This window comes from Roseateles sp. PN1, assembly GCF_038419725.1.
Lineage (GTDB): Bacteria > Pseudomonadota > Gammaproteobacteria > Burkholderiales > Burkholderiaceae_C > Paucibacter_A.
In genome coordinates this window covers 19084-45846 of record NZ_JBCARA010000015.1, presented here as the reverse complement: position 1 = coordinate 45846, position 26763 = coordinate 19084, and the positions used below count along the sequence as shown (strand labels likewise).

The 26763-nt window shown below is 65.6% G+C and carries 30 protein-coding genes; 22 read left to right on the top strand and 8 right to left on the bottom strand.

The features are described 5' to 3' along the window. Positions 1–2: 2 nt before the first annotated feature. From ahbB (AABB87_RS20025) to AABB87_RS19930, 20 genes are all read left to right on the top strand, one after another. Positions 3–1064 carry a siroheme decarboxylase subunit beta gene (ahbB, locus tag AABB87_RS20025; protein WP_341973058.1) on the top strand — a complete coding sequence of 354 codons (1062 nt, stop codon included), beginning with the start codon at positions 3–5 and terminating at the stop codon, positions 1062–1064. Then, positions 1057–1635 carry an Lrp/AsnC family transcriptional regulator gene (locus AABB87_RS20020; protein WP_341973056.1) on the top strand — a complete coding sequence of 193 codons (579 nt, stop codon included), beginning with the start codon at positions 1057–1059 and terminating at the stop codon, positions 1633–1635. The genes ahbB (AABB87_RS20025) and AABB87_RS20020 overlap by 8 nt, the downstream gene beginning before the upstream one ends. After that, positions 1628–2155 (top strand): siroheme decarboxylase subunit beta, encoded by a 528-nt coding sequence (gene ahbB, locus AABB87_RS20015; protein ID WP_445944892.1) that lies wholly within the window; start codon positions 1628–1630, stop codon positions 2153–2155. The genes AABB87_RS20020 and ahbB (AABB87_RS20015) overlap by 8 nt, the downstream gene beginning before the upstream one ends. Positions 2156–2180: 25 nt before the next feature. Next, on the top strand, positions 2181–3560 hold the full coding sequence (nirJ, locus tag AABB87_RS20010) for a heme d1 biosynthesis radical SAM protein NirJ (RefSeq protein ID WP_341973054.1): 1380 nt from the start codon (positions 2181–2183) through the stop codon (positions 3558–3560). Positions 3561–3562: 2 nt separating this feature from the next. Next, a complete protein-coding gene (locus AABB87_RS20005; RefSeq protein WP_445944893.1) occupies positions 3563–5170 on the top strand; it encodes a cytochrome D1 domain-containing protein in 1608 nt (535 codons plus the stop codon). Between the two features lie 256 nt (positions 5171–5426). Then, positions 5427–6053: a heme ABC exporter ATP-binding protein CcmA gene (gene ccmA / locus AABB87_RS20000; protein ID WP_341973051.1), complete on the top strand. Its 627-nt coding sequence runs from the start codon at positions 5427–5429 to the stop codon at positions 6051–6053. After that, the gene (gene ccmB / locus AABB87_RS19995; protein ID WP_341973050.1) at positions 6050–6718 is read left to right on the top strand and encodes a heme exporter protein CcmB; all 669 of its coding nucleotides are present in this window, start codon (positions 6050–6052) and stop codon (positions 6716–6718) included. The genes ccmA and ccmB overlap by 4 nt, the downstream gene beginning before the upstream one ends. 29 nt (positions 6719–6747) lie before the next feature. Next, the gene (gene ccmC / locus AABB87_RS19990) at positions 6748–7500 is read left to right on the top strand and encodes a heme ABC transporter permease CcmC (protein ID WP_341973049.1); all 753 of its coding nucleotides are present in this window, start codon (positions 6748–6750) and stop codon (positions 7498–7500) included. Then, positions 7497–7661 carry a heme exporter protein CcmD gene (gene ccmD / locus AABB87_RS19985; RefSeq protein ID WP_341973048.1) on the top strand — a complete coding sequence of 55 codons (165 nt, stop codon included), beginning with the start codon at positions 7497–7499 and terminating at the stop codon, positions 7659–7661. The genes ccmC and ccmD overlap by 4 nt, the downstream gene beginning before the upstream one ends. Next, complete coding sequence (gene ccmE, locus AABB87_RS19980; protein ID WP_341973121.1) at positions 7661–8119, top strand: cytochrome c maturation protein CcmE; 459 nt, start codon at positions 7661–7663, stop codon at positions 8117–8119. The genes ccmD and ccmE overlap by 1 nt, the downstream gene beginning before the upstream one ends. Next, on the top strand, positions 8116–10077 hold the full coding sequence (locus AABB87_RS19975) for a heme lyase CcmF/NrfE family subunit (RefSeq protein WP_341973047.1): 1962 nt from the start codon (positions 8116–8118) through the stop codon (positions 10075–10077). The genes ccmE and AABB87_RS19975 overlap by 4 nt, the downstream gene beginning before the upstream one ends. Continuing rightward, complete coding sequence (locus AABB87_RS19970; protein WP_341973046.1) at positions 10074–10598, top strand: DsbE family thiol:disulfide interchange protein; 525 nt, start codon at positions 10074–10076, stop codon at positions 10596–10598. Before AABB87_RS19975 ends, AABB87_RS19970 begins: the two co-directional genes overlap by 4 nt. Positions 10599–10630: 32 nt before the next feature. Beyond that, positions 10631–11053 carry a cytochrome c-type biogenesis protein gene (locus AABB87_RS19965; RefSeq protein WP_341973045.1) on the top strand — a complete coding sequence of 141 codons (423 nt, stop codon included), beginning with the start codon at positions 10631–10633 and terminating at the stop codon, positions 11051–11053. Next, a complete protein-coding gene (locus tag AABB87_RS19960; protein WP_341973044.1) occupies positions 11050–11847 on the top strand; it encodes a tetratricopeptide repeat protein in 798 nt (265 codons plus the stop codon). The genes AABB87_RS19965 and AABB87_RS19960 overlap by 4 nt, the downstream gene beginning before the upstream one ends. Before the next feature lie 13 nt (positions 11848–11860). Beyond that, on the top strand, positions 11861–12172 hold the full coding sequence (locus tag AABB87_RS19955; protein WP_341973043.1) for a chaperone NapD: 312 nt from the start codon (positions 11861–11863) through the stop codon (positions 12170–12172). A gap of 104 nt (positions 12173–12276) precedes the next feature. Continuing rightward, entirely contained in the window at positions 12277–14823 is a 2547-nt protein-coding gene (gene napA / locus AABB87_RS19950; protein ID WP_341973042.1) for a nitrate reductase catalytic subunit NapA, read from the top strand. A gap of 30 nt (positions 14824–14853) precedes the next feature. Beyond that, entirely contained in the window at positions 14854–15651 is a 798-nt protein-coding gene (gene napG, locus AABB87_RS19945) for a ferredoxin-type protein NapG (RefSeq protein ID WP_341973041.1), read from the top strand. Beyond that, entirely contained in the window at positions 15648–16514 is an 867-nt protein-coding gene (gene napH, locus AABB87_RS19940) for a quinol dehydrogenase ferredoxin subunit NapH (RefSeq protein WP_341973040.1), read from the top strand. The genes napG and napH overlap by 4 nt, the downstream gene beginning before the upstream one ends. A gap of 2 nt (positions 16515–16516) precedes the next feature. Further along, positions 16517–16984: a nitrate reductase cytochrome c-type subunit gene (locus AABB87_RS19935; protein ID WP_341973039.1), complete on the top strand. Its 468-nt coding sequence runs from the start codon at positions 16517–16519 to the stop codon at positions 16982–16984. A gap of 10 nt (positions 16985–16994) precedes the next feature. Further along, complete coding sequence (locus AABB87_RS19930) at positions 16995–17621, top strand: NapC/NirT family cytochrome c (protein ID WP_445944891.1); 627 nt, start codon at positions 16995–16997, stop codon at positions 17619–17621. On the opposite strand, the gene napF is transcribed toward AABB87_RS19930, so the two are convergent. After that, on the bottom strand, positions 17604–18077 hold the full coding sequence (gene napF, locus AABB87_RS19925) for a ferredoxin-type protein NapF (protein ID WP_341973038.1): 474 nt from the start codon (positions 18075–18077) through the stop codon (positions 17604–17606). The genes AABB87_RS19930 and napF overlap by 18 nt on opposite strands. A 71-nt stretch (positions 18078–18148) precedes the next feature. On the opposite strand from napF, the gene mobB reads away from it, so the two are divergent. Beyond that, positions 18149–18670, top strand: coding sequence for a molybdopterin-guanine dinucleotide biosynthesis protein B (gene mobB, locus AABB87_RS19920; RefSeq protein WP_445944890.1), 522 nt, complete (start codon positions 18149–18151; stop codon positions 18668–18670). 79 nt (positions 18671–18749) lie between these two features. Here the strand turns inward: mobB and AABB87_RS19915 are convergent, their stop codons facing one another. Together AABB87_RS19915 and AABB87_RS19910 are read right to left on the bottom strand one after the other, a co-directional pair. After that, a complete protein-coding gene (locus AABB87_RS19915) occupies positions 18750–19061 on the bottom strand; it encodes a c-type cytochrome (RefSeq protein WP_341973036.1) in 312 nt (103 codons plus the stop codon). Between the two features lie 60 nt (positions 19062–19121). Beyond that, complete coding sequence (locus AABB87_RS19910; protein ID WP_341973035.1) at positions 19122–20885, bottom strand: cytochrome D1 domain-containing protein; 1764 nt, start codon at positions 20883–20885, stop codon at positions 19122–19124. 505 nt (positions 20886–21390) lie between these two features. Here AABB87_RS19910 and AABB87_RS19905 point away from each other — a divergent pair. Further along, entirely contained in the window at positions 21391–22149 is a 759-nt protein-coding gene (locus AABB87_RS19905) for a Crp/Fnr family transcriptional regulator (RefSeq protein ID WP_341973034.1), read from the top strand. Here the strand turns inward: AABB87_RS19905 and AABB87_RS19900 are convergent. Genes AABB87_RS19900 through AABB87_RS19880 form a run of 5 tightly spaced genes read right to left on the bottom strand, consistent with a single transcriptional unit; the run spans position 22107 to position 26670 of the window. After that, complete coding sequence (locus AABB87_RS19900; RefSeq protein WP_341973033.1) at positions 22107–23228, bottom strand: hypothetical protein; 1122 nt, start codon at positions 23226–23228, stop codon at positions 22107–22109. The two genes, AABB87_RS19905 and AABB87_RS19900, sit on opposite strands and share 43 nt — an antisense overlap. Next, complete coding sequence (locus AABB87_RS19895; RefSeq protein WP_341973032.1) at positions 23225–23557, bottom strand: metal-sulfur cluster assembly factor; 333 nt, start codon at positions 23555–23557, stop codon at positions 23225–23227. The genes AABB87_RS19900 and AABB87_RS19895 overlap by 4 nt, the downstream gene beginning before the upstream one ends. After that, positions 23554–24747: an NnrS family protein gene (locus AABB87_RS19890; RefSeq protein ID WP_341973031.1), complete on the bottom strand. Its 1194-nt coding sequence runs from the start codon at positions 24745–24747 to the stop codon at positions 23554–23556. The genes AABB87_RS19895 and AABB87_RS19890 overlap by 4 nt, the downstream gene beginning before the upstream one ends. Before the next feature lie 14 nt (positions 24748–24761). Next, complete coding sequence (ccoG, locus tag AABB87_RS19885; protein ID WP_341973030.1) at positions 24762–26186, bottom strand: cytochrome c oxidase accessory protein CcoG; 1425 nt, start codon at positions 26184–26186, stop codon at positions 24762–24764. Next, entirely contained in the window at positions 26173–26670 is a 498-nt protein-coding gene (locus tag AABB87_RS19880; RefSeq protein WP_341973029.1) for an RrF2 family transcriptional regulator, read from the bottom strand. Before AABB87_RS19880 ends, ccoG begins: the two co-directional genes overlap by 14 nt. Positions 26671–26763 lie beyond the last annotated feature (93 nt).

Below are 26763 nucleotides of genomic sequence, written 5' to 3'. Positions count from 1 at the left end.
CCATGTCCCACCTGCCCACCAGCGCCCAAGATGAGGAGTTGCTGAACCGCTGGCAGCAGCGCTTTCCCATCTGCGCCGAACCCTTTACGGAACTGGCCAAGGCGCTGGGTCTCAGTGATGGCGATGCGGTGATGGCTCGCCTGCAGCGCTTGTGCGAGCAAGGCAGCCTTTCGCGCATCGGCGGCATTTGGGGCGCGCGGGCGGCAGGGGCGGGCCTGTTGTGCGCCATGGCGGTTCCGCCAGCGCAATTGGAGGCGCTGGCGCAGCGGGTCAACGCCATGCCCGGCGTGAACCACAACTACGAACGCGAACACTATTTCAATTTGTGGTTCGTGATCACCGGCCCGGACATGGACTGCCTGGCGCAGGAACTGGCGGAACTGGAACAGCAATGCGGCCTTGAAATCCTGCGGCTGCCGATGGAGCGGGCCTATCGCATCAATCTGGGCTTCGACCTCAAGGACCCGCATGGCGTGAATTGCGCGGCCCGTGGTTCCGATCTGCATGCCGCTCAGCCGACGGCTCAGGCGCCCGCTAGCCAAGGCCGGCGTGTTGCAGCCGAAGAGCGCAGCCTGGCGGCTTGTGTTGAGCAAGGCCTGCCCTTGCTGCCCCGCCCGTATGCGGCCTGGGCCGAAGCGGTGGGCTGGCCCGAACAGCGGGTCTTGCGCACCCTGCAAACCTGGTTGGATCATGGAGTGTTGCGGCGCTTTGGCGTGATTGTTCGGCACCACGAATTGGGCTTCGCAGCCAATGCCATGTGTGTGTTTGATGTGCCCGACGATCAGGTGGATGCGCATGCCGCGCTGCTCGCACGCCAGCCCGGCGTCACCCTGTGCTACCGCCGCTCTCGCGCGAACCAATGGCCCTACAACCTCTATTGCATGGTGCATGGGCGCGCTAGGGAAGAGGTGCAGCAGTGGCTGAGTCAGGCGCGCGAAGTTGCCGGTTTACAGGCTTTTCCGCAAGCCGTGCTGTTCAGTCGGCGGCGCTTCAAACAATGCGGGCCCAGCTACTTTCGCCAGCCAGTAAAAGCGATTCAAACCGAGGCAGGTCACTATGCATGAGCGCCATAGCGCCAGACGAGGCGACACCACTTCAGCACCGCAGTTCCCGCGCCAAGACGAGGCGAGACTCGATGCCCTTGACGCGGCGCTGATCAACCGCCTGCAAACGTCCATACCGCTGCAGCCGCGCCCCTTTGAGCAGATCGGCAAGGAGCTGGGCTGCAGCGAATCCTTGGTTCTGCTGCGCCTGCGCCGGCTCTTGTCCGAGGGCGTCTTGAGCCGAATCGGCCCCCTGTTTCAGATCGAACGCGCCGGTGGTCTTTTTGTGCTGGCGGCGATGCAAGTGCCCGAGGCGCAATTCGAGGCGGTGACGGCACAGCTCAACGCCATTCCCGAAGTCGCGCACAACTATCGCCGCGACCATGCGCTGAATATGTGGTTTGTGCTGGCCACCGAAACGCCGGAAGAAATCTCTGGCGTCTGCGCGCACATCGAGTCCCTGACGGGCTTGCAGGTGCTGGCTTTTCCCAAAGAGCGTGAGTACTTTGTGGGCCTGCGCCTTGAGGCCCGCGCCCACGCTTGGTCGGATCACGACGGGTTTGAACAGCAGCAAGGGCAGGGCCATGACTGATACCGCCTCACAGCAAAGCACCTCAGGCCAAGCCGCAGCCGCGCTCAGCCCGCTGCAGCGTGCCCTGATGCTGGCCACGCAAAGTGGTCTGCCCTTGGTTGAACGCCCCTTCGAAGCGCTGGGCGCCATGCTGGGCATCAGTGAGGCTCAGGTGTGCGAAGAATTGGCTCAGATGCAGGCCTCGGGCCTGATCCGCCGCATTGCCGCCGTACCCAATCACTACCGCCTGGGCTATACGGCCAACGGCATGACGGTGTGGGACATCGACGATGCACAGATCGACACCCTGGGCCCACTGGTCGCCGCCTTCGAGGGCGTCAGCCACTGCTACCGCCGGCCGCGCCGCTTGCCGCACTGGCCTTACAACCTGTTTGCCATGCTGCATGGCCGCAGCCGCGCTGAGGTCGAGGCGCAAGCCCGGGCGCTGCGCGAGTTGTTGGGCCGCGCTTGCCGGGCCAATGACATCCTCTACAGCAGCGCCATTCTCAAAAAGACCGGCCTGCGCTTGAAGCCCGAATAAGTTCAAAGAAAAGAAAGGCCAAAGCATGTTGCGTATCAGCCAATACCTGCGCGAAGTCGCGCGGGCCGAGCAAGACGGCCACTATCCCAGCCCGCAAGGGCGCGCCAAGGCGCAGGCCGACCGCGCCGCTTCCGCGGATCCAGCCAAGGCCCGAGGCCCGGTGATGATCTGGAACTTGACCCGGCGCTGCAATTTGACCTGCAAGCATTGCTACGCCTTGTCTGCCGACCATGACTATCCCGGCGAGCTGAGCTTTGCCGAGGTCTGCACCGTCATGGATGACCTCAAACTTGCCGGCGTGCCGGTGCTGATCCTCTCGGGCGGCGAGCCCTTGCTGCGGCCAGACCTGTTCGAGATCGCCTCGCGCGCCCAGGCCATGGGCTTCTACACCGCGCTCTCCACCAACGGCACCTTGATCGATGCCGCCATGGCCGCGCGCATCGCGCAGCAGAACTTCGACTACGTGGGCATCAGCATCGACGGCCTGCGCGAAACACATGACCGCTTCCGCCGGCTAGACGGTGCCTTCGATGCTTCACTGGGCGCGCTGCGCCTGCTGCGTGCGCGGGGCGTTAGAACGGGCTTGCGCTACACCTTCACCGACTTGAATCAGCAAGACTTTCCGGCCCTGCTGGAGCTGATGCGCGAGGAGCAGGTCGACAAGTTTTACTTTTCCCATCTCAACTACGCCGGGCGCGGCAATATCCACCGCGGCCGGGATGCCCACTTCAAAGCCACGCGCGCCGCGCTGGACCTGCTATTCGAAAACGCCTGGCGCGATGCGCTGGAAGATGTCAGCACCGCCGCGCCGCAGCCGCGCGAGTACGTCACCGGCAATAACGATGCCGACGCCGTCTATCTGCTGGCCTGGGTCAGCGCACGCTGGCCGCAATGGGCGGATGACTTGCGCCAGCGCCTGGTGGCCTGGGGCGGCAATGCCTCTGGCGTGGGTGTAGCCAATATCGACAACCTGGGCGAGGTGCATCCCGACACCATGTGGTGGCATTACAGCCTGGGCAATGTGCGCCAACGCCCCTTCTCGGCCATCTGGCAAGACCGCAGCGACCCGCTGATGGACGGCCTGAAGACCAAGCCGCGTCCGGTCAAAGGCCGCTGCGCCGAATGCCAGCACTTCGCCATCTGCGGGGGCAACACCCGGGTGCGAGCCCAGCAAACCAGTGGCGACCTCTGGGCCGAGGACCCGGGCTGCTATCTGGACGATGCCGAGATCGGCCTGTCTGCCGAAGCCAGCGCGCGCCTGCAAGCGCTCAGCGGCCAATCGGGGCCGCGTGATGGCAGTGTGAAGCCTTTCAGCGCAAAGCGCAGCAGCGGCAGCAGGAACAGCAGTGCCAAGCCCATCCACATTCAGCCTGTTGAAGTCATCAACAGCAGCGAGGGGGCATGATGATGAACACAGAACAGTTGAAGACCCTCGTCAAACTCGCCTTGGTGCTGGGCCTGTTCGGTCTGGCCTGGGACTTTGCCCGTGCGCAAACTGTGGAGGCCGGCGCCTTGTACCAGCAGCAATGCGCCAGCTGCCACGGCGAGCAACGCCTCGGCGTGATGGGCCCGGCCCTGCTGCCGGAAAGCCTGGAGCGCCTGCGCCGCTCAGAGGCCATCAAGCTGATTCGTGAGGGACGCCCGGCCACGCAGATGCCGGCCTTTGGCGCCCAGCTCAGCGAGGCCGAGATTCAGGCCTTGGCCGCCTATATCTACCAGCCGCAGCTGCCTGCGCCGCAATGGGCTGCGGACGACATCCGCCGCTCGCGCAGCTTTGATGCGGACAGCCGCCAATGGCCGGCCCGCCCGCAATGGAAAGCTGACCCGATGAACCTCTTCGTGGTGGTGGAGGGCGGTGACCACCACATCAGCCTACTGGATGGCGACCGTTTCGAGACCATCCATCGCTTCCCCAGCCGCTACGCCCTACACGGTGGACCTAAGTTCACGCCCGATGGCCGCTATGTCTACTTCGGTTCTCGCGATGGCTGGATCAGCAAGTACGACCTCTGGAACCTCAAACAAGTGGCCGAAGTGCGGGCCGGCCTGAATATGCGCAATGTGGCCGTCAGCAGCGATGGCCGCTGGGTCATGGCGGCCAACTACCTGCCGCAAGAAGTGGTGCTGTTCGATGCCGACCTGAACTTGGTCAAGCAGTTTGAGGCCAAGAGCATGGACGGCAAGCAGGTTTCACGAGTTTCCGCCGTCTACGACGCCGCCCCGCGTAAGAGCTTTGTGGTGGCGCTCAAGGACATTGCCGAGTTGTGGGAGATCTCTTACGACCCCAAGGTCGAGGTGATCCATGACGGCCTAGTGCATGACTACCGCATGGGCGAGGCCATCGCCCGCCCCGGCTACCTGAATGCGCGCCGCACGCCACTGGATGAGCCGCTGGACGACTTCTTCTTCGACGACAGCTACAACCATGTCTTGGGCTCCGCCCGGCCGGGCGCTGACGCAGCAGGCGGCGCCAGCAAATCCACCCTGGGCCAGGTGGTCAACCTGAACGCCCGGCGCAAGGTCAGCAGCCTGCCCATTGCCGGCATGCCCCACCTCGGCTCCGGCATCAGCTTTGACTGGAAGGGCCGCCGCCTGATGGCCAGCCCTAACCTCAAAGACGGGCGCATCAGCGTGATCGACCTCAAGAGCTGGGATCTGGTGCGCGAGATCACCACGCCCGGCCCGGGCTTCTTCATGCGCAGCCATGCCAAGAGCCGCTATGCCTGGGCCGACTCCATGATGGGCGGCAAGGAGGCGAAGGACACCTTGACCATCATCGACAAGCAAAGCCTTGAGGTCGTGGCCCAGGTGCGCGAGCCCGGCAAAACCTTGGCCCATATCGAGTTCACCAAAGACGGCCGCTTCGCCCTGGCCAGCCTCTGGGAACTAAACGGCGCCTTGATCGTCTACGACGCCGCCACCTTCAAGGAAGTGAAGCGCATCCCCATGAGCAAGCCGGTCGGCAAATACAACGTCTGGAACAAGATCAGTCGGGAGGAGGGGACTTCGCATTGAGCGCCGTATCGCGCTCACCTCATGATCGCGAAGGAACAGTGCCGAGTCCCAAGGTGGCCGGACAAAAGCATCGACACAGAGGTATGCAACTTGTGCCTCTTTGTGTTTCCCCTGTGGCTCAGTGGCGCATTCCCGATCTCGTGTCTCTCGACGTCCATCGCCCCAGATCATTTCGGGTTCTGAACTTAATACACATCAAGGGAAAAAAATGCTTCTTCCCGCACACTGGCCGCCCGCTTTCCAATGATCCCAAGCTTTGAACGACCCTGTTAGTGCTCCCCACGCAGCTGCGCTGCTGGAAGCCACCGAACTGCGCTGCGAGCGTGGCAGCGGGCCGCTGTTCGCCGGACTGAACCTGGCGTTGCGGGCGGGCGACTGCGTCTGGTTGCGAGGCGCCAACGGCTGCGGCAAGACCACGTTGCTGCGAACTCTGGCAGGACTGCGCCCCGCCGACGGAGGCCGGCTTCAGCGCCACGCGCCACTGCGCTATCTGGGCCATAGCAATGGCCTGAAGGACGAACTGAGCGTGATTGAAGGCCTGCGCTTTGCCGCCCGTTGGCAAGGCCTGGCCGATGACGAGGCGGCAGTGCTGGCGGCGCTGCGCTATTTCGAGCTGCTGCCGCTGCGCCGGCGGCCGGCGCGCAGCCTGAGTCAGGGTCAGCGCCGTCGTGCCTCGCTGGCGCCACTGGCCCTGGCTCAACCGGGCTGCTGCTGGCTGCTGGACGAACCCTTTGACGCGCTCGACGACCAGGGCGTGGCTCTGCTTTGCCAGCTAATTCAGCGGCATGGCGAGGCCGGCGGCGCGACCCTGTTCACCAGCCATCAGCCGCTGGCGCCACTCGCCGGCGCGCGCCAGCTGCAGCTGGATGGAGCGCGGCCATGAGCGGCGGAGCGCAACTGCTGCTGCAGCGCGAGCTGCGTTTGGCGGCGCGCCGGCCGCTCGATGCCGGCCTGCCGGTGGCCTTTTTGCTGCTGGCGGCCTGCCTGTTTCCGCTCGGTTTGGGGCCCGAACCCGAGCAGCTGCGTCGAATGGCGCCGGGCGTGTTGTGGGTCTTGGCCTTGCTGGCCAGTCTCTTGTCCCTGCACAGCCTGTATGCCGCCGATGCCCTGGACGGCAGCCTGGACCAATTGCTGCTGCCACCGCACTCGGCCTGGCGCCTGGCTGCCGTCAAGGCCATGGCTCACTGGATGAGCCATGGCCTGCCCCTGCTCTTGGCCACGCCGCTGCTGGGCCTGATGTACGGCATGCACAGCGACAGCCTCGGTCTCTTGATGCTGAGCCTGCTGCTGGGCACGCCGAGCTTGAGCCTGCTGGGCAATCTGGCCGCCGCCCTGACCCTGGGCCTGCGCAATGGCGCCTTGCTCAATCTGCTGATCGTGCTGCCGCTGGCGGTGCCTGTTCTGATCTTCGGCAGCGGCGCCGTCGGCGCGCTGGAGGCCGGCCTGCCTGTTGACGGCCATCTGTCCCTGCTGGCCGCCCTGCTGATCGGCGCCCTGCTGGCCCTGCCGGCGGCCACCGCCGCGGCCCTGCGCATTGCCCTGATCTGATGGACTTGCTGACCTCGCCCCAACACCCCATGACACGCACGCACCGCTTCTACACCTATGCCGCGCCCTCGCGTTTCTACGCGCTGGCCGGCCGCCTGTTGCCGGGCCTGTGGCTGCTGGCCGCAGGGCTGGCGGCCCTGGGCCTGTACCTGGCCTTCTTCAAAGCGCCGACCGACGCCACCCAGGGCCAGGCCTATCGCATCCTCTTCATCCATGTGCCGGCGGCCTGGCTGTCCATGCTGCTCTATCTGGCCTTGGCTTTCTGGGCCGCCATCGGCTGGGCCTTCAAGGCGCGCATGGCCTCGCTGCTGGCGCGGGCGATCGCACCGACCGGCGCCGGCTTCACCGTGATCGCCCTGCTCAGCGGTGCGCTTTGGGGCCAGCCGAGCTGGGGCAGCTGGTGGGTCTGGGACGCGCGCCTGACCTCGGAGCTGATCCTGCTGTTTCTCTACCTCGGCTATCTGGCCTTGGTGCACGCCATCGAGGACCCGCAGCGGGCCGACCCGGCCGGTGCCCTGCTGGCCCTGGTCGGTGTGGTCAATGTGCCTGTCATCTATTTCAGCGTGCGCTGGTGGAACACCTTGCACCAGGGCGCCAGCATCAGCCTGACGGCCGCGCCGCGCATGGCCGAGACCATGTTGCAGGCCCTGGCCGTGATGAGCCTGGCCTGCTGGGCCTATGCCTTCGCTGTCATCTTCACCCGCGCCCGCGGCCTGATCCTGGAGCGCGAACATGGCAGCGCCTGGGTGCAGGCCCTGAGCAAGAAAGGACAAGCCACATGAACTGGCACAGCGCGGCTGATTTCTTCCATATGGACGGCTACGGCTTTTTTGTCTGGGGCAGCTACGGCTCGGCCCTGCTCTGGATGCTGGCCGAGGTGGGCCTGGCCCGGCGCCGCCACAGCCAAGCCTTGCTGCAGCTGTCCGAGGAGGACGGCGAATGATGAAAACTCGCCACCGCCGCCTGCTGCTGATCGCTGCCGGCCTGCTGGCCCTGGGCGCCATCGCGGCCCTGGTGATGAATGCCTTCCGCAGCAATCTGGTCTTCTTCTACACGCCCAGCCAGGTGGCTGCGCATGAGGCGCCGCAAGGCCGCAGCTTCCGCATCGGCGGCCTGGTGCAGCCGGGCAGCGTCCGGCGCGAAGGCGTGCAGGTGCAGTTCGTGATCAGCGACGGCAGCGAGCAGGTGCCCGTCAGTTTCAACGGTGCCCTGCCTGACTTGTTCAAAGAGGGCAAGGGCGTGGTCGCGCAAGGCCAGTTGCAGGGCCGGCAGTTCCTGGCCCGCGAGGTGCTAGCTAAGCATGACGAGAACTACATGCCGCCCGAGGCCGCCGACGCGCTGCAGCGCAGCCAGCAGGCCCGCGAGCGGGCCGCCCAGACCCTGAAAGGCAGCACGCCGTGATCCCCGAACTCGGACATCTCGCCCTCTGGCTGGCCCTGGGCGTGGCCCTGCTGCTGGCCGGCCTGCCGGTGCTGGGCGCGCAGCGTCAACGCGCCGACTGGATGGCGCTGGACCGGCCCTTGACCCTGGCCTTGGCCGCCCTGGTGGGCCTGGGCTATCTGGCCTTGACCCAGGCTTTTGTGGCCAGCGACTTCTCGGTCGCCTATGTGGCCCAGCATTCCAACCGCGAGCTGCCCCTGGCCTACCGCATCGCCGCGGTCTGGGGCGGGCATGAGGGCTCGATGTTGCTGTGGGTGGGGCTGCTGGTGGCCTGGACCCTGGCCGTCGCGGCCGCCGGCCGGCAGCTGCCGGCGTCGCTGCGCGCACGGGTGCTGGGCGTGCTGGGGGCGCTGGCGGCCGGCTTTCTGGTCTTTCTGCTCGTCACCTCCAATCCTTTTGCCCGGCTGGTGCCCGGCCTGCCCGAGGGCCGCGACCTGAACCCGCTGCTGCAGGACCCCGGCATGGTGCTGCACCCACCCATGCTGTATATGGGTTATGTCGGCTTCGCCGTGGCCTTTGCCTTCGCCATCGCGGCCTTGGCCGGCGGCGAGCTCAACGCCGCCTGGGCGCGCTTCGCCCGGCCCTGGACCAGCGCCGCCTGGGCCTTTCTGACCCTGGGCATTGCCCTGGGCAGCTGGTGGGCTTACTACGAGCTCGGTTGGGGCGGCTGGTGGTTCTGGGACCCGGTCGAGAACGCCAGCTTCATGCCCTGGCTGGCCGGCACAGCCTTGCTGCACTCGCTGGCCGTCAGCGAAAAGCGCGGCGTCTTCAAGGCCTGGACGGTGCTGCTGGCCATCGTCACCTTCTCGCTGTCCCTGCTGGGCACCTTTCTGGTCCGCTCGGGCGTGCTCAGCTCGGTCCATGCCTTCGCCACCGACCCGCAGCGCGGCCTGGCCATCCTGATCTTTCTGGTGCTGGTGGTGGGCGGCTCGCTGAGCCTGTATGCGGCGCGCGCCAGCGCGGTCGGCCTGGGGGCGCGCTTCCACTGGCGCAGCCGCGAAACCACGCTGCTGGCCAACAATGTGATGCTGCTGGCCGCCTGCGGCGCGGTGCTCTTGGGCACGCTCTACCCGATGGCGCTGGACGCCGTGAGCGGACAGAAGATCTCGGTCGGCCCGCCCTATTTCGAGGCCGTGTTCGTGCCGCTGATGGCACCGGTGATTCTGCTGATGGGCCTGGGGCCGCTGCTACGCTGGAAGGGCATGGACAGCGCCGAGCTGCTGCGCCGCCTGCGTTGGCCGCTGCTGCTGAGCCCGCTGGCCGCCGGCGCCCATGGCTGGGCCACCGCGCAGCTGAGCCTGGCCGCCTGGGGCGGCCTGCTGCTGGCCTGGTGGGTGCTGGTGTCGGTGGCGCTGGAGCTCGGTGAACGCCTGTGGCCAACGCCGGGCCAGGGCTGGTGGGCGCGCGCGCGCGCCTTGCCGCGCTCGGCGGCCGCCATGCTGCTGGCTCATGCCGGCGTCGGCGTCTTCATCATCGGCGTCACCCTGGTCGGCAGCCTGGCCCTGAGCCAGGACCTGCCGCTGCAGCGCGGCGAGAGCGCCCGCCTGGGCGAGCACAGCTTCCGCCTGACTGAGCTGCGGGCCGTGGACGGCCCCAACTACCGCGCCATGCGCGGCACGGTGGAAGTCACACGCGAAGGCCGGACTGTGGCCACCCTGTACCCCGAGAAGCGGCTTTACCGCAGCCAGGAGATGCCCATGACCGAAGCCGGCATCGCCAGTGGCCTGCTGCGCGATCTTTACGTCTCGCTGAGCGAGCCGATCAATGAGCAGGCCGATGCCTGGATCGTCCACATCACCATCAAGCCTTACGTCAACTGGATCTGGGGCGGCTGCCTGCTGATGGGCTTGGGCGGCCTGCTGGCCGCCAGCGACCGGCGCTACCGCAGCAAGGGCCAACGAGCGAGCGCACGCCCATGAAGCTCAAAGCGCTGATCCCCTTGCTGGGCTTTGCCGTGCTGGCCCTGTTCCTGGCGCGTGGCCTGCAGCTGAAGCCGCGCGAGATCCCCTCGCCGCTGATCGGCAAGCCGGTGCCGGCCTTTGTGCTGCCGCCCTTGCTGGAGGGCGGCGCGCCGCTGCGCCAGGCCGACATGACGGGCAAAATCAGCGTGCTCAATGTCTGGGCCTCCTGGTGCGGCCCCTGCCGCGAGGAACACCCGCTGCTGCTGGACCTGGCGCGGCGCCGGCCGGAGTTGCAGCTGCTGGGCCTGAACTACAAGGACGAGCCCGCCCAGGCCACCCGCTGGCTGAAAGAACTGGGCAACCCCTACCGCGCCATCGGCTCGGACACGCGCGGCCAGGTCGGCATCGACCTGGGCGTCTACGGCGTGCCCGAGACCTTTGTGATCGACCGCCAGGGTCTGATTCGCTACAAGCATGTCGGCCCGCTGACGGCCGAGCTGCTGCGCGACACCCTGGAACCCTTGCTGGACCGCCTATGAGACGCCTGCCTGCGTGTCTGCTTGCTTGCCTCATGCTGCTGAGCCTCGGCGCCATGTCTTGCGCCCAGGCCGAGCCCGCCTCTGCCAATCCCATCTCTGCCGAGCTGGACCGCCGCGCCCAGGCCCTGGCCCAGCAGCTGCGCTGCCTGGTCTGCCAGAACCAGACCATCGCCGACTCCCATGCGCCGCTGGCCATGGACTTGAAGGCCCGGCTGCGCGAGCAGCTGCAGGCTGGCCGAAAGGACGAAGAAATCATCCACTACATGACCGAGCGCTACGGCGACTTCGTGCTCTACAAGCCGCCGCTGCAAGCCAACACCTGGTTGCTCTGGGCCGGCCCGGCCCTGCTGATGGCCGCCGCCCTGGCCGGCCTGGTGCTGAACCTGCGCCGCTTGGCACGCCAGCCCGATGAGGCCTTTGAGGCGGCGCCCGAAGAGGAGGGAGACATCCGATGAGCTGGCCCACGCAAGAACAGCAGCAGGAACTGCAAGCGCTGCGCCACCAAGGCCTGACCCTGCAAGCCCAGCTGAGCGGCAGCGCCACGGCCGGTGAATCTGCAGGCCAGGCCGCGCTGCAAGCCCGGCTGGACCGGCTGCGCCAGGAGATCGCCGACCAGGTGCTGGCGCCGCCACCCGCGCCGCTGCCGCGTCCTTCCCATCGCCTGATCGCTGCTTGCGTGAGCTTGGTGCTGCTCGTCGGCGCGGGCGGCTATGCCTGGAAGGGTCAACCCGAGGCCATCTCGCCCGAGGCACCGCCGGACCGCACCGAGGCCATGGTCGCGGGCCTGGCTCGGCGCCTGCAGCAGCAGCCCGAGGACGCCGCCGGCTGGGCCATGCTGGGCCGTTCCTACCTGGTGCTGGGCCGCAGCGAACCCTCGATCGCCGCCTACCGCCGCGCCTTGGCCCTGCGGCCCGACGATGCCGACCTGATGGCCGATCTGGCCGATGTCTTGGCCGGCGGCCAGCAGGGCTCGCTGGACGGCGAACCGGCGGCCTTGCTGCAACGCGCGCTGCAGATCGCACCCGATCACTTGAAGGCCCTGGCCCTGTCCGGCACGCGCGCCCTGCGCCAGGGCGATGCGGCCGGCGCCATCCGCCATTGGCAGCGCCTGCAAGACCTGGCCCCAGCCGAGCACCCCTTGCGCGAGCTGGCGGTGCAAGGCCTGGTCGCCGCCCGCGCGCAGGGGCCTCGCGCCCCGGCTGCACCCCAATCAACCCCGGCCGGTTCAGCTTCGGCGCCCCGGCCATGAACAGGAGTTCCCCATGAGTGTTCTCGGCGTGGTGCTGCGCATGCGGCCCGAGCATGTATCCGATGTGAGCGCTCGGCTCGCGACCCTGCCAGGCGTGGAACTGACGCACAACCCCGGTGACGGCCGATTGGTCCTGGTGATGGAGGACTGTGAGCAGATCTCCGCCGCGGCCCAGCTCGGTGCCATCGCGCTCTGGCCCGATGTGCTGGGCACCTCCCTGGTGTTCGAGTACAGCGGCCCGGATGCCCCCGCGCCGGCCGGCCACGAGGAGCCGGCACAGGGCTGGCGGACCCGTCTCAGCGAGCTGGACAGCGCAAAAACTTGAAGCAGTTCAAGGCGCAAACGCGCCAATTCCAGGACCATGCTTTTCATCTACATCTTCATTTCACGGGCGCCAGCCAAGACGGCGGGCGGCCACGGGAGCACCTCATGCAAGTCGATCGTCGCGACATCCTGAAACTGCAGGCCGCTGCTGCCGCCGCCGCTGCCGCCGGCATCCCCATCACCGTCCACGGCGCGGCCGCCAAGGCACCGACCAGCAACAGCGCCGTACGCTGGGACAAAGCACCCTGCCGCTTCTGCGGCACCGGCTGCTCCGTCGTCGTGGGCGTGCAGGACGACAAGGTTGTGGCCACCCAGGGCGATATCGAAAGCCCGGTGAACCGCGGCCTGAACTGCATCAAGGGCTACTTCCTGTCCAAGATCATGTACGGCAAGGACCGCCTGACCACGCCGCTGCTGCGCAAGAAGAACGGCGTCTACGACAAGGAAGGTGAGTTCACGCCGGTCAGCTGGGACGAAGCCCTGGACCTGATGGCCAGCAAGTGGAAAGAGGCGCTGAAGACCGACGGCCCGAACGGCATCGCCATGTTCGGCTCGGGCCAGTGGACGATCTGGGAAGGCTATGCCGCCGCCAAGCTCTGGAAGGCGGGCTTTCGCTCCAACAACCTGGACCCTAATGCCCGGCACTGCATGGCCAGCGCGGTCACCGGCTTCATGCGCACCTTCGGCATCGACGAGCCCATGGGCTGCTACGACGACATCGAGCAGGCCGATGCCTTTGTGCTCTGGGGCAGCAATATGGCCGAGATGCACCCCATCTTGTGGAGCCGCATCACCGACCGCCGCCTCAGCCACCCGGACACCAAGGTGGCCGTGCTCTCGACCTATGAGCACCGCAGCTTCGATCTGGCCGACCAGCCCATCATCTTCAAGCCGCAGACCGATCTGGCGATCCTGAACTACATCGCCCACTACCTGATAAAGAACAACAAGGTCAACAAAGAGTTCATCAAGAACCACGTCAACTTCAAGAAGGGCGCCGATGACATCGGCTACGGCCTGCGCCCGGCCCATGCGCTGGAAAAAGATGCCAAGAGCAATGGCTACCCCGGCGCCGACGGCAAGCCCAAGGGCAACCCGAATGACGCCACACCGATCAGCTTCGAGGAGTTCGGCAAGTTCGTCGCCGACTACACGGCCGAAAAAGTCAGCGCGCTGTCGGGCGTGCCGGTCAAGCAACTGGAAGACCTGGCCAAGCTCTATGCCGACCCCAAGGTCAAGGTGGTGTCCTTCTGGACCATGGGCTTCAACCAGCACACCCGTGGCACCTGGGCCAACAATATGGTCTACAACATCCACTTGCTGACCGGCAAGATCAGCCAGCCCGGCAACAGCCCCTTCAGCCTGACCGGCCAGCCCAGCGCCTGCGGCACGGCGCGCGAGGTCGGCACCTTTGCCCACCGCCTGCCGGCGGACATGGTGGTCACCAACCCCGAGCACCGCAAGCACACAGAGGAAATCTGGCAGCTGCCCGACGGCACCATCCCTGACAAGGTGGGCCTGCACGCGGTGGCGCAGAGCCGCGCGCTCAAGGACGGCAAGCTCAAGTGCTACTGGGTCACGACCAACAACAATATGCAGGCCGGGCCGAACATCAACGGTGAGATCCTGCCTGGCTGGCGCAACCCCAAGGCTTTCGTGGTGGTCAGCGACCCCTATCCCACCGTCAGCGCCATGGCGGCCGACCTGATCCTGCCCGCCGCTATGTGGGTCGAGAAGGAAGGCGCTTTCGGCAACGCCGAGCGCCGCACCCAGGTCTGGCGCCAGCAGGTCAGCGCACCGGGCGAGGCCAAGAGCGACCTCTGGCAGTTCATCGAGTTCAGCAAGCGCTTCAAGATGGAAGAGGTCTGGCCGGCCGAGCTGCTGGCCAAGAAGCCCGAGTACAAGGGCAAGACGATGTTCGACGTGCTCTTCAAGAACGGCAAGGTCAACAAGTTCCCGCTCGCCGATGTCGGTCGCATCAATGGCAAGTACATCCCCGACTACATGAACAGCGAGTCCAAGGAGCTGGGCTTCTACCTGCAGAAGGGTCTGTTCGAGGAGTACGCCGAGTTCGGCCGCGGCCACGGTCATGACCTGGCCCCCTTCGACACCTATCACGAGGTTCGCGGCCTGCGCTGGCCCGTGGTCGACGGCAAGGAAACGCTGTGGCGCTTCCGCGAGGGCTACGACCCCTATGTCAAGAAGGGCGAGGGCGTAAAGTTCTACGGCCACAAGGATGGCAAGGCCGTGATCTTCGCCTTGCCTTACCAGCCGCCGGCTGAGAGCCCGGACAAGGAGTTCGACCTCTGGCTGTGCACCGGCCGGGTGCTCGAACACTGGCACACCGGCAGCATGACGCGGCGCGTGCCCGAGTTGCACCGTGCCGTGCCCGAGGCCCTGCTCTACATCCACCCCGACGATGCCAAGGACCGCGGCCTGCAGCGCGGCATGAAGGTCAAGGTGGCCTCGCGCCGCGGCGAGATCACTTGCGCCGTCGAGACCAAGGGCCGCAACAAGGTGCCGCGCGGCCTGGTCTTTGTGCCCTTCTTCGACGAGGGCCGCTTGGTCAATAAGCTGACCCTGGATGCCACCTGCCCGATTTCCAAGGAAACCGACTTCAAGAAGTGCGCGGTCAAGGTCGTCAAGGCCTGAATCCGAGCTGAGTCGAGCCGGGGTGAACACATGAACCTGAGCCGCCGTGCGCTGCTGCAAGGCGCCAGCACCACCGCCAGCGCCGCCCTTTTGGCCGGGGCGGCGGCCGTATTTTCGCGCCCGACACAGGCGCGCCCGGTCCAGGCCCTGCGGCCGCCCGGCGCACTGGCCGAGCCCGACTTCCTGGCTGCCTGCGTGCGCTGCGGCCTGTGCGTGCGCGCCTGCCCGCCGCACAATCTCAAGCTCAGCGAATGGGGCGCCGGCCTGGCCGCGGAGGTGGCGATCGGCACGCCTTTCTTCGAAGCGCGCGAGATCCCTTGCGAGATGTGCGAAGACATCCCGTGCGTCAAGGCCTGCCCGACCGGTGCACTCGACCCCGGCCTGCAGGACATCGCCGAAGCCCGCATGGGCCTGGCCGTACTGATCGACCATGAGAGCTGCCTGAACTTCCTCGGCCTGCGCTGCGATGTCTGCTACCGAGTCTGCCCACTGATCGACAGCGCCATTTCGCTGGAGAAACAAAGCAACCCACGCAGCGACCGCCACGCCATGCTGCTGCCCACGGTTCACGCCGAGGCCTGCACCGGCTGCGGCAAGTGCGAGCGCGCCTGCGTGTTGGAGCAGCCTGCCATCAAGGTGCTGCCGCGCGACTTGGCCCAGGGCGAGCTGGGCCCGCATTACCGCAAGGGCTGGGAAGACGAGAACCGCCAGGGCAAGCCCCGCTTCGCCCAGCCCGAGCAGCGACTGCCCGAAGGCGGCAGCGACATCGGCGCGCTGCGCAGCGGTGCCCAGCCCTATGCCCCAGCCTCATCGGAGCCGCAGCGATGAGCGGGCCGACTCAAGTCCCCTCGCAGCCCGCACGCAGCCCCTGGGCCGCCCAGCGCTGGCTGATCCTGCGCCGCAGCAGCCAGCTGGGCGTGATCGGCCTCTTCCTGCTCGGCCCGCTGTTCGGCCTGTGGTGGGTCAAGGGCAATCTGGCCTCCAGCCTCACCTTCGATATGCTGCCGCTGAGCGACCCTTTCGTGCTGGCCCAGAGCTTGCTCGCGGGCCTGCGGCATGGGCTTTGGCCTGCCGCCAGCGCCCTGATCGGTGCAGCCATCGTCCTGGCTTTTTACGCCGTGCTTGCGGGCCGGGCCTATTGCGCCTGGGTCTGCCCGGTCAACGTGGTGACCGATGCGGCTGCCTGGCTGCGCCGGCGGCTGAAGATCAGCAGCGGCCGTGCCCCGAACCGCCAGGTACGCCACGCCTTGCTAGCCTGCGTGCTGCTGGCCTCAGCAGCACTGGGCATACCCGCCTGGGAGCAGGTAAACCCGGTGACGCTGACCCAGCGTGCCCTGATCTTCGGCGGCAGTCTGGCCTGGGGCGCTCTGGCTGCCGTCTTCCTGTTCGACCTGCTGGTGGCGCCGCGCGGCTGGTGTGGCCATGTCTGCCCCATGGGCGCGGCCTACGCCTTGATTGGCACCACACCACTGCTGCGCGTCTCAGCCGCTCACAGCAGCCGCTGCAATGACTGCGGCGATTGTTACGCCGTCTGCCCCGAGCCGCAGATCATCGTCGCCCCACTTAAGGCCAAGCAGGACGCCGGCCCCTTGATCCTGGCGCCCGACTGCACGGCCTGCGGCCGCTGCATCGATGTTTGCGACAGCTCCGTTTTCCGATTCACTCACCGTTTTGACACCCGAAGGGACTGACCATGAAGATCCCCCACTTGCTCCGCCCCGCTCTGACACTGCTGCTGGCGTTTTCCGTATTCGCCGCCGGGCCGGCGTTGGCTGCCGATAAGGCCTCGCCCGTGAAACTGGAAGGGCTGCGCCAAGGGACGCCACTGAACCAGGACAACCCGCCGGCTAACAACCGCCAGGAGCGTGACCATCCCGTCGGTGAGCGTGACTTCGTCCAGATGCCACCGCTGATCCCGCACACCATCAGCGGCTATCAGATCACCAAGAACTTCAACAAATGCATGGACTGCCACGCCTGGCAGAAGACCAAGGAGAGTGGTGCCACCAAGATCAGCGTCACCCACTTCAAGACACGCGACGGCATTGAGCTCGACTCCGTCAGCCCACGCCGCTACTTCTGCACCCAATGCCATGTGCCGCAGAGCGATGCCAAGCCTTTGGTGACCAACACCTATGAGCGTGCCAAGGGCATGAAGTGAGGAGCCCGCTGTGAAGAACCTGATCCGACGTGCCTGGGCTTTCGCCCACACCAAGCTGTTCTGGCTGTTGGCGCTCGCCTTCGCCGGCGGCATCATTTTCTGGGGTGGCTTCAACACCGCCATGGAGTGGACCAACCGCGAGGCCTTCTGCATCTCCTGTCATGAAATGGAGAAGAACGTCTATGTGGAGTACCGCAACACCATCCATTACCAGAACCGCACCGGCGTGCGCGCCACCTGCCCGGACTGCCATGTGCCCAAGGAATGGGGGCCGAAGATGTGGCGCAAGATCCAGGCCTCCAATGAAGTGCTGCATAAGGTGCTGGGCTCGATCGACACGCCCGAGAAATTCAATGCCAAGCGGCCCATCTTGGCCCAGCATGAATGGGATCGCATGAAGGCCAATGACTCGCAGGAGTGCCGCAACTGTCACAACTTCAGCTATATGGACTATGCGGAGCAGAACAGCCGTGCCGCGACCCGACACCAAGTGGCCTTCTCAGCCGGCCAGACCTGCATCGACTGCCACAAGGGCATCGCGCACACCCTGCCGCCGATTGCCCAGCCGATTGGCGCTCACAAGGCCGGTGAAATCACCCTGCCACCGGCCAGCGCTGCTTCAGGCTCGACGCATTGAAACCGCGCCCGAGGGGCAGACCCCGACGCAGGTGCCGCAAGCGGTGCAGGCGCTCGGGCTGATCTCGGGCTGGGCCACGCCACCCAGGCGTGGCCTGAAGCGAATCGCAGCGGCGTCACAGGCCTCGCCGCAGACCCGGCATTCCACGCCTTTCTGGGCCAGGCATTGGGCTCCGATCTGGGCCAGCCAGTCGCGAAACAGCAGCGGCAGGCGCAGTGCTGACGCCGTGCAGGCCGGTACGCAGGCCCCGCAAGCGTCACAGCCGGCACCACTGAAGTCCATTTCAGGAAAACCTCCGTCCCCTCGCCGGACAACGCCGGCCGGGCAGGCCTTGATGCAGGCGTCGCAGCGCGTACAGCTGGCAAGAAAGGCTGTCTCGGCCACGGCACCGGGTGGCCTCTGAACAGCCACGCGTGCCTTGGAGGGACGAAAAAGAAAGCGACGACCAGGATCCATGCGAGCATTGTGCTGCGCGCCCGCGCCCGCCGCCTTATTCGACATCAAGGCAAGTACATTCCCATGACTCTTTGCAGCGAACATCTCCCATGAAAGTTTTTGGCATTACCGGCCGGTCCGGCATGGGGAAGACCACCTTGCTGGAACGCCTGATACCCGCCCTGCGCGCCCGCGGCCTGCGTGTTTCGCTGATCAAGCACAGCCACAAGGACATCGAAGTCGACCGCCCGGGCAAGGACAGCCATCGCCTGCGTGAAGCCGGCTGCCAGGAGGTGCTGCTGCTCGGCCGCACGCGTTGGGCCCTGATGCACGAGTTGCGCGGCGATGCCGAGCCGGATCTGGACTACCTCCTAAGCCGCATCCAGGACTGCGACCTGGTCCTGGTCGAGGGCTTCAAGGGCGGCGACTTCCCCAAGCTAGAGGTCTGGCGGGCGGCCGTGGGCAAGCCCATGCTCTGGCCAGAGTGGCCGGGCATCGTGGCGATGGTGGGCGATGCGCCAGACCTCGCCGACGCGCCGCCCCACTTCAGCGCGGCCGAGCTGGCGCCTCTGGTGGAGCTGGTCTTGCAAGAGGCGCGGGAGGTCGGCGCCTGAGGCGGCTGGAACCACGAAGTAAAAGGGCGCCCATAGCTGTTCATGGGCGCCCATCTGGCTGACTGAGGTCTTGGTCAGCTCATTGCTTGAGGATCCATCCCACCCCCTCCTTGAGGTCGGCGTCGCTGATTTTCTCGGGCGGATTGGGCGGCATGGGGATGGGGCCGAAAACGCCCTTGCCACCGCTGCGCACCTTCTGCGCCAACGCGGCTGCGGCGTCCTGACCCTTGTATTTCGCGGCAATGTCCTTGAAGGACGGGCCGACCAGCTTCTTGTCCTTGGCATGGCAGGCCATGCAGCCGGCCTTGTTGAGCGCGGCTTCGTCGGCTTGCACGGCCGAAGCACTCAAGAGGGCGACACTTGCCATGGCGATGATGGACGCGATTCGCATGATTCATAACTCCTTGGGTCATGGGCCCCAACCGCCATCGGGCAGCGGGGCCGCTTGAGATCAATAGACGTCGTGCTGGGTGTTGTAAACGTTGAACTTGCCGGTCGGTGTGATCAGGCGCGGGTCCTTGATCACGGCCTTGAGCTTAAGAGTCTTGTCGTCCACCACCACGATGGCGCTTTCCTTGTCCTTGGCGGACCACACGGAGAACCAGACCTCGTCGCCCGCCTTGTTGTACTCTGGCTGAACAACGCGTTTGGCGCCGTCATCCTTCAAGCCGGCCCACTCGGCGATGGGCAAGACCTTGAAGCCTTTGTCGAGCGCATTGATGTCGAACACCGCCACCGACTGCGAGATCGCGGCGTCGGGGTTCAGCGGCGTGTCCGAGTACAGATGCTTGGACTTTGGATGGGTCTTGATGAACAGCGCGCCGCCGCCTTGACCCTTGATCTGCGCCACTTCCTTGAAGGCGTACTGCTTGTGCTTAACCGGATCAGTGGCGATCAGCGAGATGGCCTCGTCTCCCAGGTGGCCGGTGCTCCAGACCGGGCCGAACTTGGGGTGGATGAAGTTGGCGCCGCGGCCCGGGTGCGGGATCTTGCTGACCTCGACCAGCTTCACCAGCTTGTCTTCCTTGGCGTCCACCACGGCGATCTTGTTGCTCTGGTTGGCGGCGATCATGAAGTAGCGCTTGCTGCTGTCCCAGCCGCCGTCGTGCAAGAAGCGAGCGGTACCGACCTCGATGGTCTTGAGTGCATTCAGATCGGTGTAGTCCACCATCAAGGTCTTGCCGGTTTCCTTGACATTGACGATGAACTCGGGCCGGTAGTGGCTGGCCACGATGGAGGCCACGCGCGGCTCGGGGTGGTACTCCTGCTTGTCCACGGTGTTGCCGCGGGTGGAGACAATCTTCAGCGGCTCCAGGGTGTCGCCCTTCATGATCACGTACTGGGGCGGCCAGTAGGCACCGGCGATCACCAGCTTGTCCTCATAGCCCTTGTACTTGCTGGCCTCCACCGAACGGGCTTCCAGACCCATGCGGATCTCGGCCACGTTGTCGGGCTTCTCCATCCACAGATCGATCATATTGATCTTGGCGTCACGACCGATCACGAACAGATAGCGGCCCGAGGCAGAAGTGCGCGAGATGTGCACTGCGTAGCCGGTCTTGACGATGTTGATGATCTGCTTGCTGTCGCCGTCGATCAGGGCCACTTCGCCGGTGTCGCGCAGCGTGGTCGAGAAGATGTTCTCGATGTTGTAGTTGTTCATCTTCTTGGTCGGCCGCTTCTCGGGCGGCACCACGACCTTCCACGTGGCCTTCATATCGGCCATGCCGAACTCGGGCGGCGTCGGCGCGTCGTGCTGGATGTAGCGCGCCATCAGGTCCACCTGCTGTTCGCTCATCTCGCCCGAGGTCTGCCAGTTCGGCATGCCGGCGGGCGAGCCGTAGGCGATGAAGACCTTCAGATAGTCCGTGCCCTTGCCCAGGGTGATGTCGGGCGTCAAGGGCTTGCCGGTGGCGCCCTTGCGCAGGACACCGTGGCAGCCGGCGCAGCGCTCGAAATAGATCTTGCGCGCGACATCGAACTCGGCCTGAGTCATGGGCGGCGCCTTGGGGTTGCTGCTTTGCACCATGGGCACATCGGTCAGGGCCGAGGGAGCTGCGTGATATTTCACATCGCCCGCGCTGACGTCCTTTTTTCCTTCTTGAGCCACTGCACTCAAGGGCAGTGCCACCAACAAGGCCAGTTGACCCAGCAGACTGAGCCGGAGCAGGGGACCGCGAGCAGCACGTTGGGTGGGTGTTCTGTCTTGCTTCATGTCGTACCTCTTTTCTTCTGGATGAAACTCTGAACGCTGGTTGCACGTGTTGAGAACTGCAGTAATCGTCCCGCTGCACCCAGGCCTCGTCCTTGAACTGGTTTAAGGACAGGCACGAAGCCACGCATCGCCACCACGCTTGACCGAACTCAAGCCAAAGCCTTGCGGCAACACAATTCACGCCGCTTGCTATCGCGATAGGCCACGCTTGTCTGGCCCGTCTTTGCGCGAAATTAGCAGCCAGCCGGAGGTGGCATAACGCTTATTTAAGACGGTTATTTCAGGCAATCGCGGCAAGCAAGGCGCGAGGGCTTCTGGCGTGCTTCCCGAAAGGCACCGCCGGCCGCGGGGCCCGGGTGAATCGGGCCGAAACTAGGCCATTTCTGAGCCTTATCCGACAAAAAAGCTCGGTTTCTTATGCCAGGTCAATGCCGAGGCCCGGCCTTCGATGGTCGACTCATCACCCAGGAATTGACGCCCGTTTCCACTCAGAAAGCAGCGCCTCATGAATGCTTTGATTCACTCAGAAACCACCCCATACAGCGGCCCGCAGCTCAGCCCGGCACAGCTTCAAGCCAGGCAAGTGCGCCAAGCCTTGGAGCAGGCGTGGCCGGCGCTGCTCGATGCGCCTCAGACCCTGAACGAGCTGGCCGGCCTGGGCCGCAGCCACCGCGTGCGTGCTCGCGGTCGGGTGCTGCACGAGGGCTTTGCCAACAAAGGCAGCCTGTGGCTGCTGGTGCGCGGCAAGGTCAGCATGGGTAAGCGCTCGGAAAAGGGTAAGTGGTGGCAAAGCCACTCGCTGAGCGCCGGCCAATGGCTGGACTTGTCGAGTGCCTGGAGCTGTTCGCTCTACCCTGAGACCGCCATCGCCACCACGGCGGTGCTGGCGCATGAGTTCCCGGCCACCGAGGTGCTGCGGTTGAGCCGTGAGGAACCGGTGCTGCTGGGTACTTTGTTGGCCAGCCTGTCCAGGTTCAGCTGCGAGGCCATTGCAGCCCGCCAGGCGCTGACGATCAAGGACTTCCCGGTTCGCTTGGCCGAATGGTTGCTGGTGCAGTTGCAGCAGTCAGACAGCGCCGACCATCTGGTTATCAGCGAACTCAAGCGCGACCTCGCCGCACAGCTTGGTGCCACGCCTGAGACCTTGTCACGCACGCTGCGGCAGTTTCAGGAGAGCGGCTTGATCGAGATGCAGCACAGCGAAGTCTGGATCCCCGATGTTCAACGGCTGCGCGGTTTTTGCAAAGCCAGCGTCAGCCGCTGAGCTTCCGCCTTGCACAGCAGGGCCACGATCAGCACAAAGCTCACAAGGGCCAGGCCATGCCCGGCGCCGGCCCAGACGAGCCAGTCGGACCGCTGCGTGAGCACCGCAAAAGTCCGCAGCAACAAGCTCAAAGCCATTAGGCCAAGTGGCAGCAAGGCCCAAGCACTGTAGAGCGGGCGCAGGCCCAGGAGCACGGGCAACATGATGGGCACATGTGCGAAGACCATGGCGAAGACAAAGCCCAGCCACATCAGGTGCCAGGCCACGCCGCCCACGCCGCCTTGGCCGCTGAGCCCCGCCACGCTGGCCGCCAAGAGCCAGCCATAGCCCACCATCAAGCAGCGGGCTGTATGGCCGGCCCAGCCACTTTGGCGCCACTGCAGGCGGGCCAGGTCGAAAGCCAGCAGCCATAGTGCCAACAGGCCGAAGAGCAGCCAGCCCAGTTGCGCACCCCAATGCGCACGGGGTCCCATCAAAAGCACGGCTGCTAGGCTAAGCAGCGCCCAGGCAAAAAGAAAGAGCTGGCTCGCCCAGGCGGGCAGCGGGCGCAAGCGCATCAACTCACGCCGTTCGCCAACAATGGTCAGCAGCAAGAACAAACTCCAGGCCCAGCGTGCTTGCTCCAGGTTGCCCAAGGCATAGGCCAGTGCCGCCCACACCAGGGCTGCGGCGCCGCTGGCTTCGACGGCCAGGGGCAAAGACATGGCGCGTGTGCGCGCCGCCCACAGATACAGGCCACACAGGCCGATGCTGGACAAGAGCCATGCCCAGGCCGCCACAGCCGCAAAGCCCGCCATTGCCAAGAGGCCCGCGAGACCCGACAGCAGGGGCAGCCAGGTGCCACGGTGCAAGGCAAGGGCGCGCTCCAGGCTGATCAAGCTGGCGAAGAATCCGGCCATCAGCAAGGCGCCGTGCTCTTGCAAAACCTGAGCGGCCAATGGCGCGGGCAAGACCTGCCAGCCGAAGCGGGCCAGGCCGCCGGCTAGCGCGCCCAGCAAGTTCAAGGCCGCCAGGGCCAGGCACAGGCGAGTCACGATAGGTGTCCAGCGGCTGGGCCCGGGCTTGCGGCGCGTGCTCATGCCTGCGGCTCGGGCCAGCCGAGGCGTTGGCGCAAGGCCGGCTTCATGCGCTCGGGCGACCATATAAGGCCCCAGTCCATATCGACTTCGATACGCCAATCCGGCGGGCATTCCGCTTCGATGGCGCAGCCGGCTTCATCCATGAGTTGGTCCGCCATCGGACAGGTGGCACTGGTGGGAATAAGCAGCAGTTCCGCCAAGCCGGGGCTCAGCGTCAGTGACTCCAGCAGTCCAAGCGCCACCATGCTTTCACCAATCTCCGGGTCCAAGACCTTGTCCAGGGCGGCCATGATGCGAAGACGCAAGGCGTTCATGTCTGACTCATTCATCGATTGCTTCTCATTGTTTGATTTGGGCTCAAGAGCCAGGGCAGATAGCGGCAGTTCCAGCTCAGCGCCAAGAGCGCAAAGCCGGCGCCAGCCAAGGCCAGCAGCAGGCCGCGATGGGTGTGGAGATCGGCCGCGAGGCGGATCAATGTCGTCGCTTGCAGAAGCGCTTGCATGGCCCAAAGCGGGCGGTCCACCGCCACGCTGCGGCCCTGCTGCACAGCGTTGACCCGGCTGACCATGGCCAGCAAAGTGCTGCCCATAAAGCCCAGGCTCATGGCGTGTTGCGGGGCCAGGCCGAGCCAGCCGGGGTGGCCGCTGGCGGCGGCGGCCAAAGCCACGGCGTCCAAGAAAAAGCTCAGGCCCAGCCAGAGATAGCCCAAATGCAGTTGTGCGACCAGGGGCGTACGCCGTGCCGCAGCCAGCTCCGGCGCCCAGGCATCCCGCCAGAGCCAGATCCCCAGGCCCAGCAATGCTGCGGCGCTGGTCCAGGCCACAAGCGCAGGCGGCGGGTAGGCCAGCAGAGTGGCGAAATCCAGTGCAGCGCGTAAGGCCAGGCCGCTCAGCAGGGCAATTAAGAGCAGAGGTTGGCGCCGCCCGTCTTGATGCAAGAAGGGCGTGAGCCGCTGCAAGGCCAGAGCAAACACGCCGGCCACGCCGAGGTTCAGCCCGGCATGAATGGCCAGGCGCAGCAGCAAGAGTTGCTTGCCGAGCAGCGCGAGGGCCGCCAGGGCTTGACACAGGGCCAGCACGAGCAGCCCCACCGCGAGGCCTCGCGCATGGCCCGAATCCCTGGCGTCAGGGCGGCGGCATTCAGCCCAAAGGCGCCGGCTGACATCGCACAGCACCAGGGCGGGCATCGCCGCGCCCAGGGCGGCAGTACCCCGCCAGCCCATTGCCGCGCCGCCCAGCAGCAAGGCCCCGCCCAGGGCGGCAAGCCATGCGCTGAGCCAAAAGACTGCATCGACCGGCAGCATTGGAAGGCCCAACCAGCGCGGTACCGTGGTCAGCGCAAAGCCGGCGATGAAGAGGGGCATGAAGCCCAAGCTCATGCTCCAGCCATGCAGCAGGCCCGCGGGCAGCAGCAAGCCTGCATGGGGCGCTGCGCTCAGCAATTGCCACGCCCAAAAAACAGCAGCACCCAGCCAGATCGCGGCTGCGGCGCTGAAGAAGGGGCGGTGCGCTGAGGCCAAGATCTGCGCCAGCGCTAGCGAGGGACAAAGAACACGGCTTTGGCCGTGAAAGTCTTGGCGCCGCCGCCCAACTCCTGCGCCTCAATCTGAACGGGGTGTGCACCGGAAGCCAATCCAGCGGTGGGCGGCAGACGCAACTGCACCGGCAGGGTGCCAATGCTGGAAGGCGCCACGCTGATGCTTTCCGCGCCCTGGGCCAGCAGTTGCAGCCCCGGCAGGCCATCGGCCCGCAAGTGCAGTTGTAGCGGCCTTTCGGTGCGGTTGATCAATTGCAGGCGGTAGACGTTTTCGATTTCGCCCTCGTCAACTTGGCGCGCCATGACTTGGCGGTCTTTGATCACATTGATCAAGAGCGCTTCACGCTGATACACGCTGAAGACGAAGGCCAGACTGAGCGCCATCAAGGCCGCGCCGTAAAGCAGCACCCGCGGCCGCAGCACGCGCGCCAGCATTTGCTTGCGGCTCCATTGACCGGTGATGCCGTTCTCGGTGGCGTAGCGGATCAAGCCTCGCGGCGCGCCGACCTTGTCCATCACCTGGTCGCACACATCAATGCAGGCAGCGCAGCCTATGCACTCGTTTTGCAGGCCGTTGCGGATGTCAATGCCGGTGGGGCAAACCTGCACGCACAAGGTGCAATCGATGCAGTCAGCGGCGCCGCTTGCCAGGGGCGTTATCTCTTGCTTGCGCGAGCGGGCGCCGCGCGGCTCGCCGCGCTGGGCGTCATAGCTGATGATCAAAGAGTCGGCGTCGATCAGGGCGCTTTGGAAGCGGGCATAGGGGCAGATGTATTTACACATCTGCTCGCGCAGAAATCCGGCGTTGCCATAGGTGGCTCCGGCATAGAACAGCACCCAGAACAGCGGCCAGGCCTGCAGGCTCAGGCTCATCACTTGGCCGGCCAGTTCGCGTACCGGAATGAAATAAGCCACAAAGCTGAATCCGGTCAGCAGCGACAGGGCGAGCCAGCCGCCATGCTTGGCGCACTTGCGCCCGATCTTGGGCCAGGACCAGGGTTCGCGGTCCAGGCGCATGCGGGCTTGCCGGTCGCCTTCGGTGTGGCGCTCGATCCAGAGGAACATCTCGGTGTAGACCGTTTGCGGGCAGCTGTAGCCACACCACAGGCGACCGGCCACGGCCGTGAAGAAGAACAGGGCCAGGGCGCTGAGAACCAGCAAGGCCGCCAGGTAGATGAAGTCCTGCGGGTAGAGCAGCAGGCCCAGCACATAAAAGCGGCCGGCTTCCAGATCGAAGAGCAGGGCTTGGCGGCCGTTCCACTGCAGCCAGGGCATGCCGTAGAAGAAGAGCTGGGTCAGCGCCACCATCAGCCAACGCCAATTGGCAAAGCGGCCAGTGACCGAGCGGGGGTAGACCTTGGCTTCTGCCGCGTAGAGTGGAATCACCCGCCGCGGCAAAGCCGGGCTCTCAGGCTGGGTCATGGTTGCCCTTCTTGCGGCGGCTGGCTGGGGCTGGAAGGGGCATGCCGAGCTTGATTTCTCGGATGCCTGCAGTGGCACCCGGCGGTGTCGGGTTCAGGAGGTCGGCCAAGCTGTGGCGATCGAGCTGCTCCAGAAATGCGGCCAGGGCCTCGTTGAAGATGCCTGTCAGCCGGCAGCGACCGGTGAGGTTGCAGGCATTGCCCGTGCCAAGGCATTCGACCAGATAGAAATCCGTCTCGATGGCCCGCACCAGCTCACCCAACATGATCTCGCTCGGCGCCAGGGCCAGGCGCATGCCGCCACCCTTGCCACGCACTGTGCTGATCCAGCCGCCCATGCCGAGCTGGTGGGTGATCTTGGTCAGGTGCGCCTCGGAGATGTCATAGGCTTGCGCGATTTCTGCGGTGGTGCAAAGTCGCTCTGGGTGTTGGCCCAGATAGATGAGCATGCGCAGGGCGTAATCGGTCATGGTGGTCAGGCGCATCGGGTGTTCTCCTGGTGGGTCTGATTGGTGGAAAAGTGGGAGCGTCGCAGCCTAGGCTCCAAAGCCTGCGGGCGTGACTTGCATCTTGGGCTT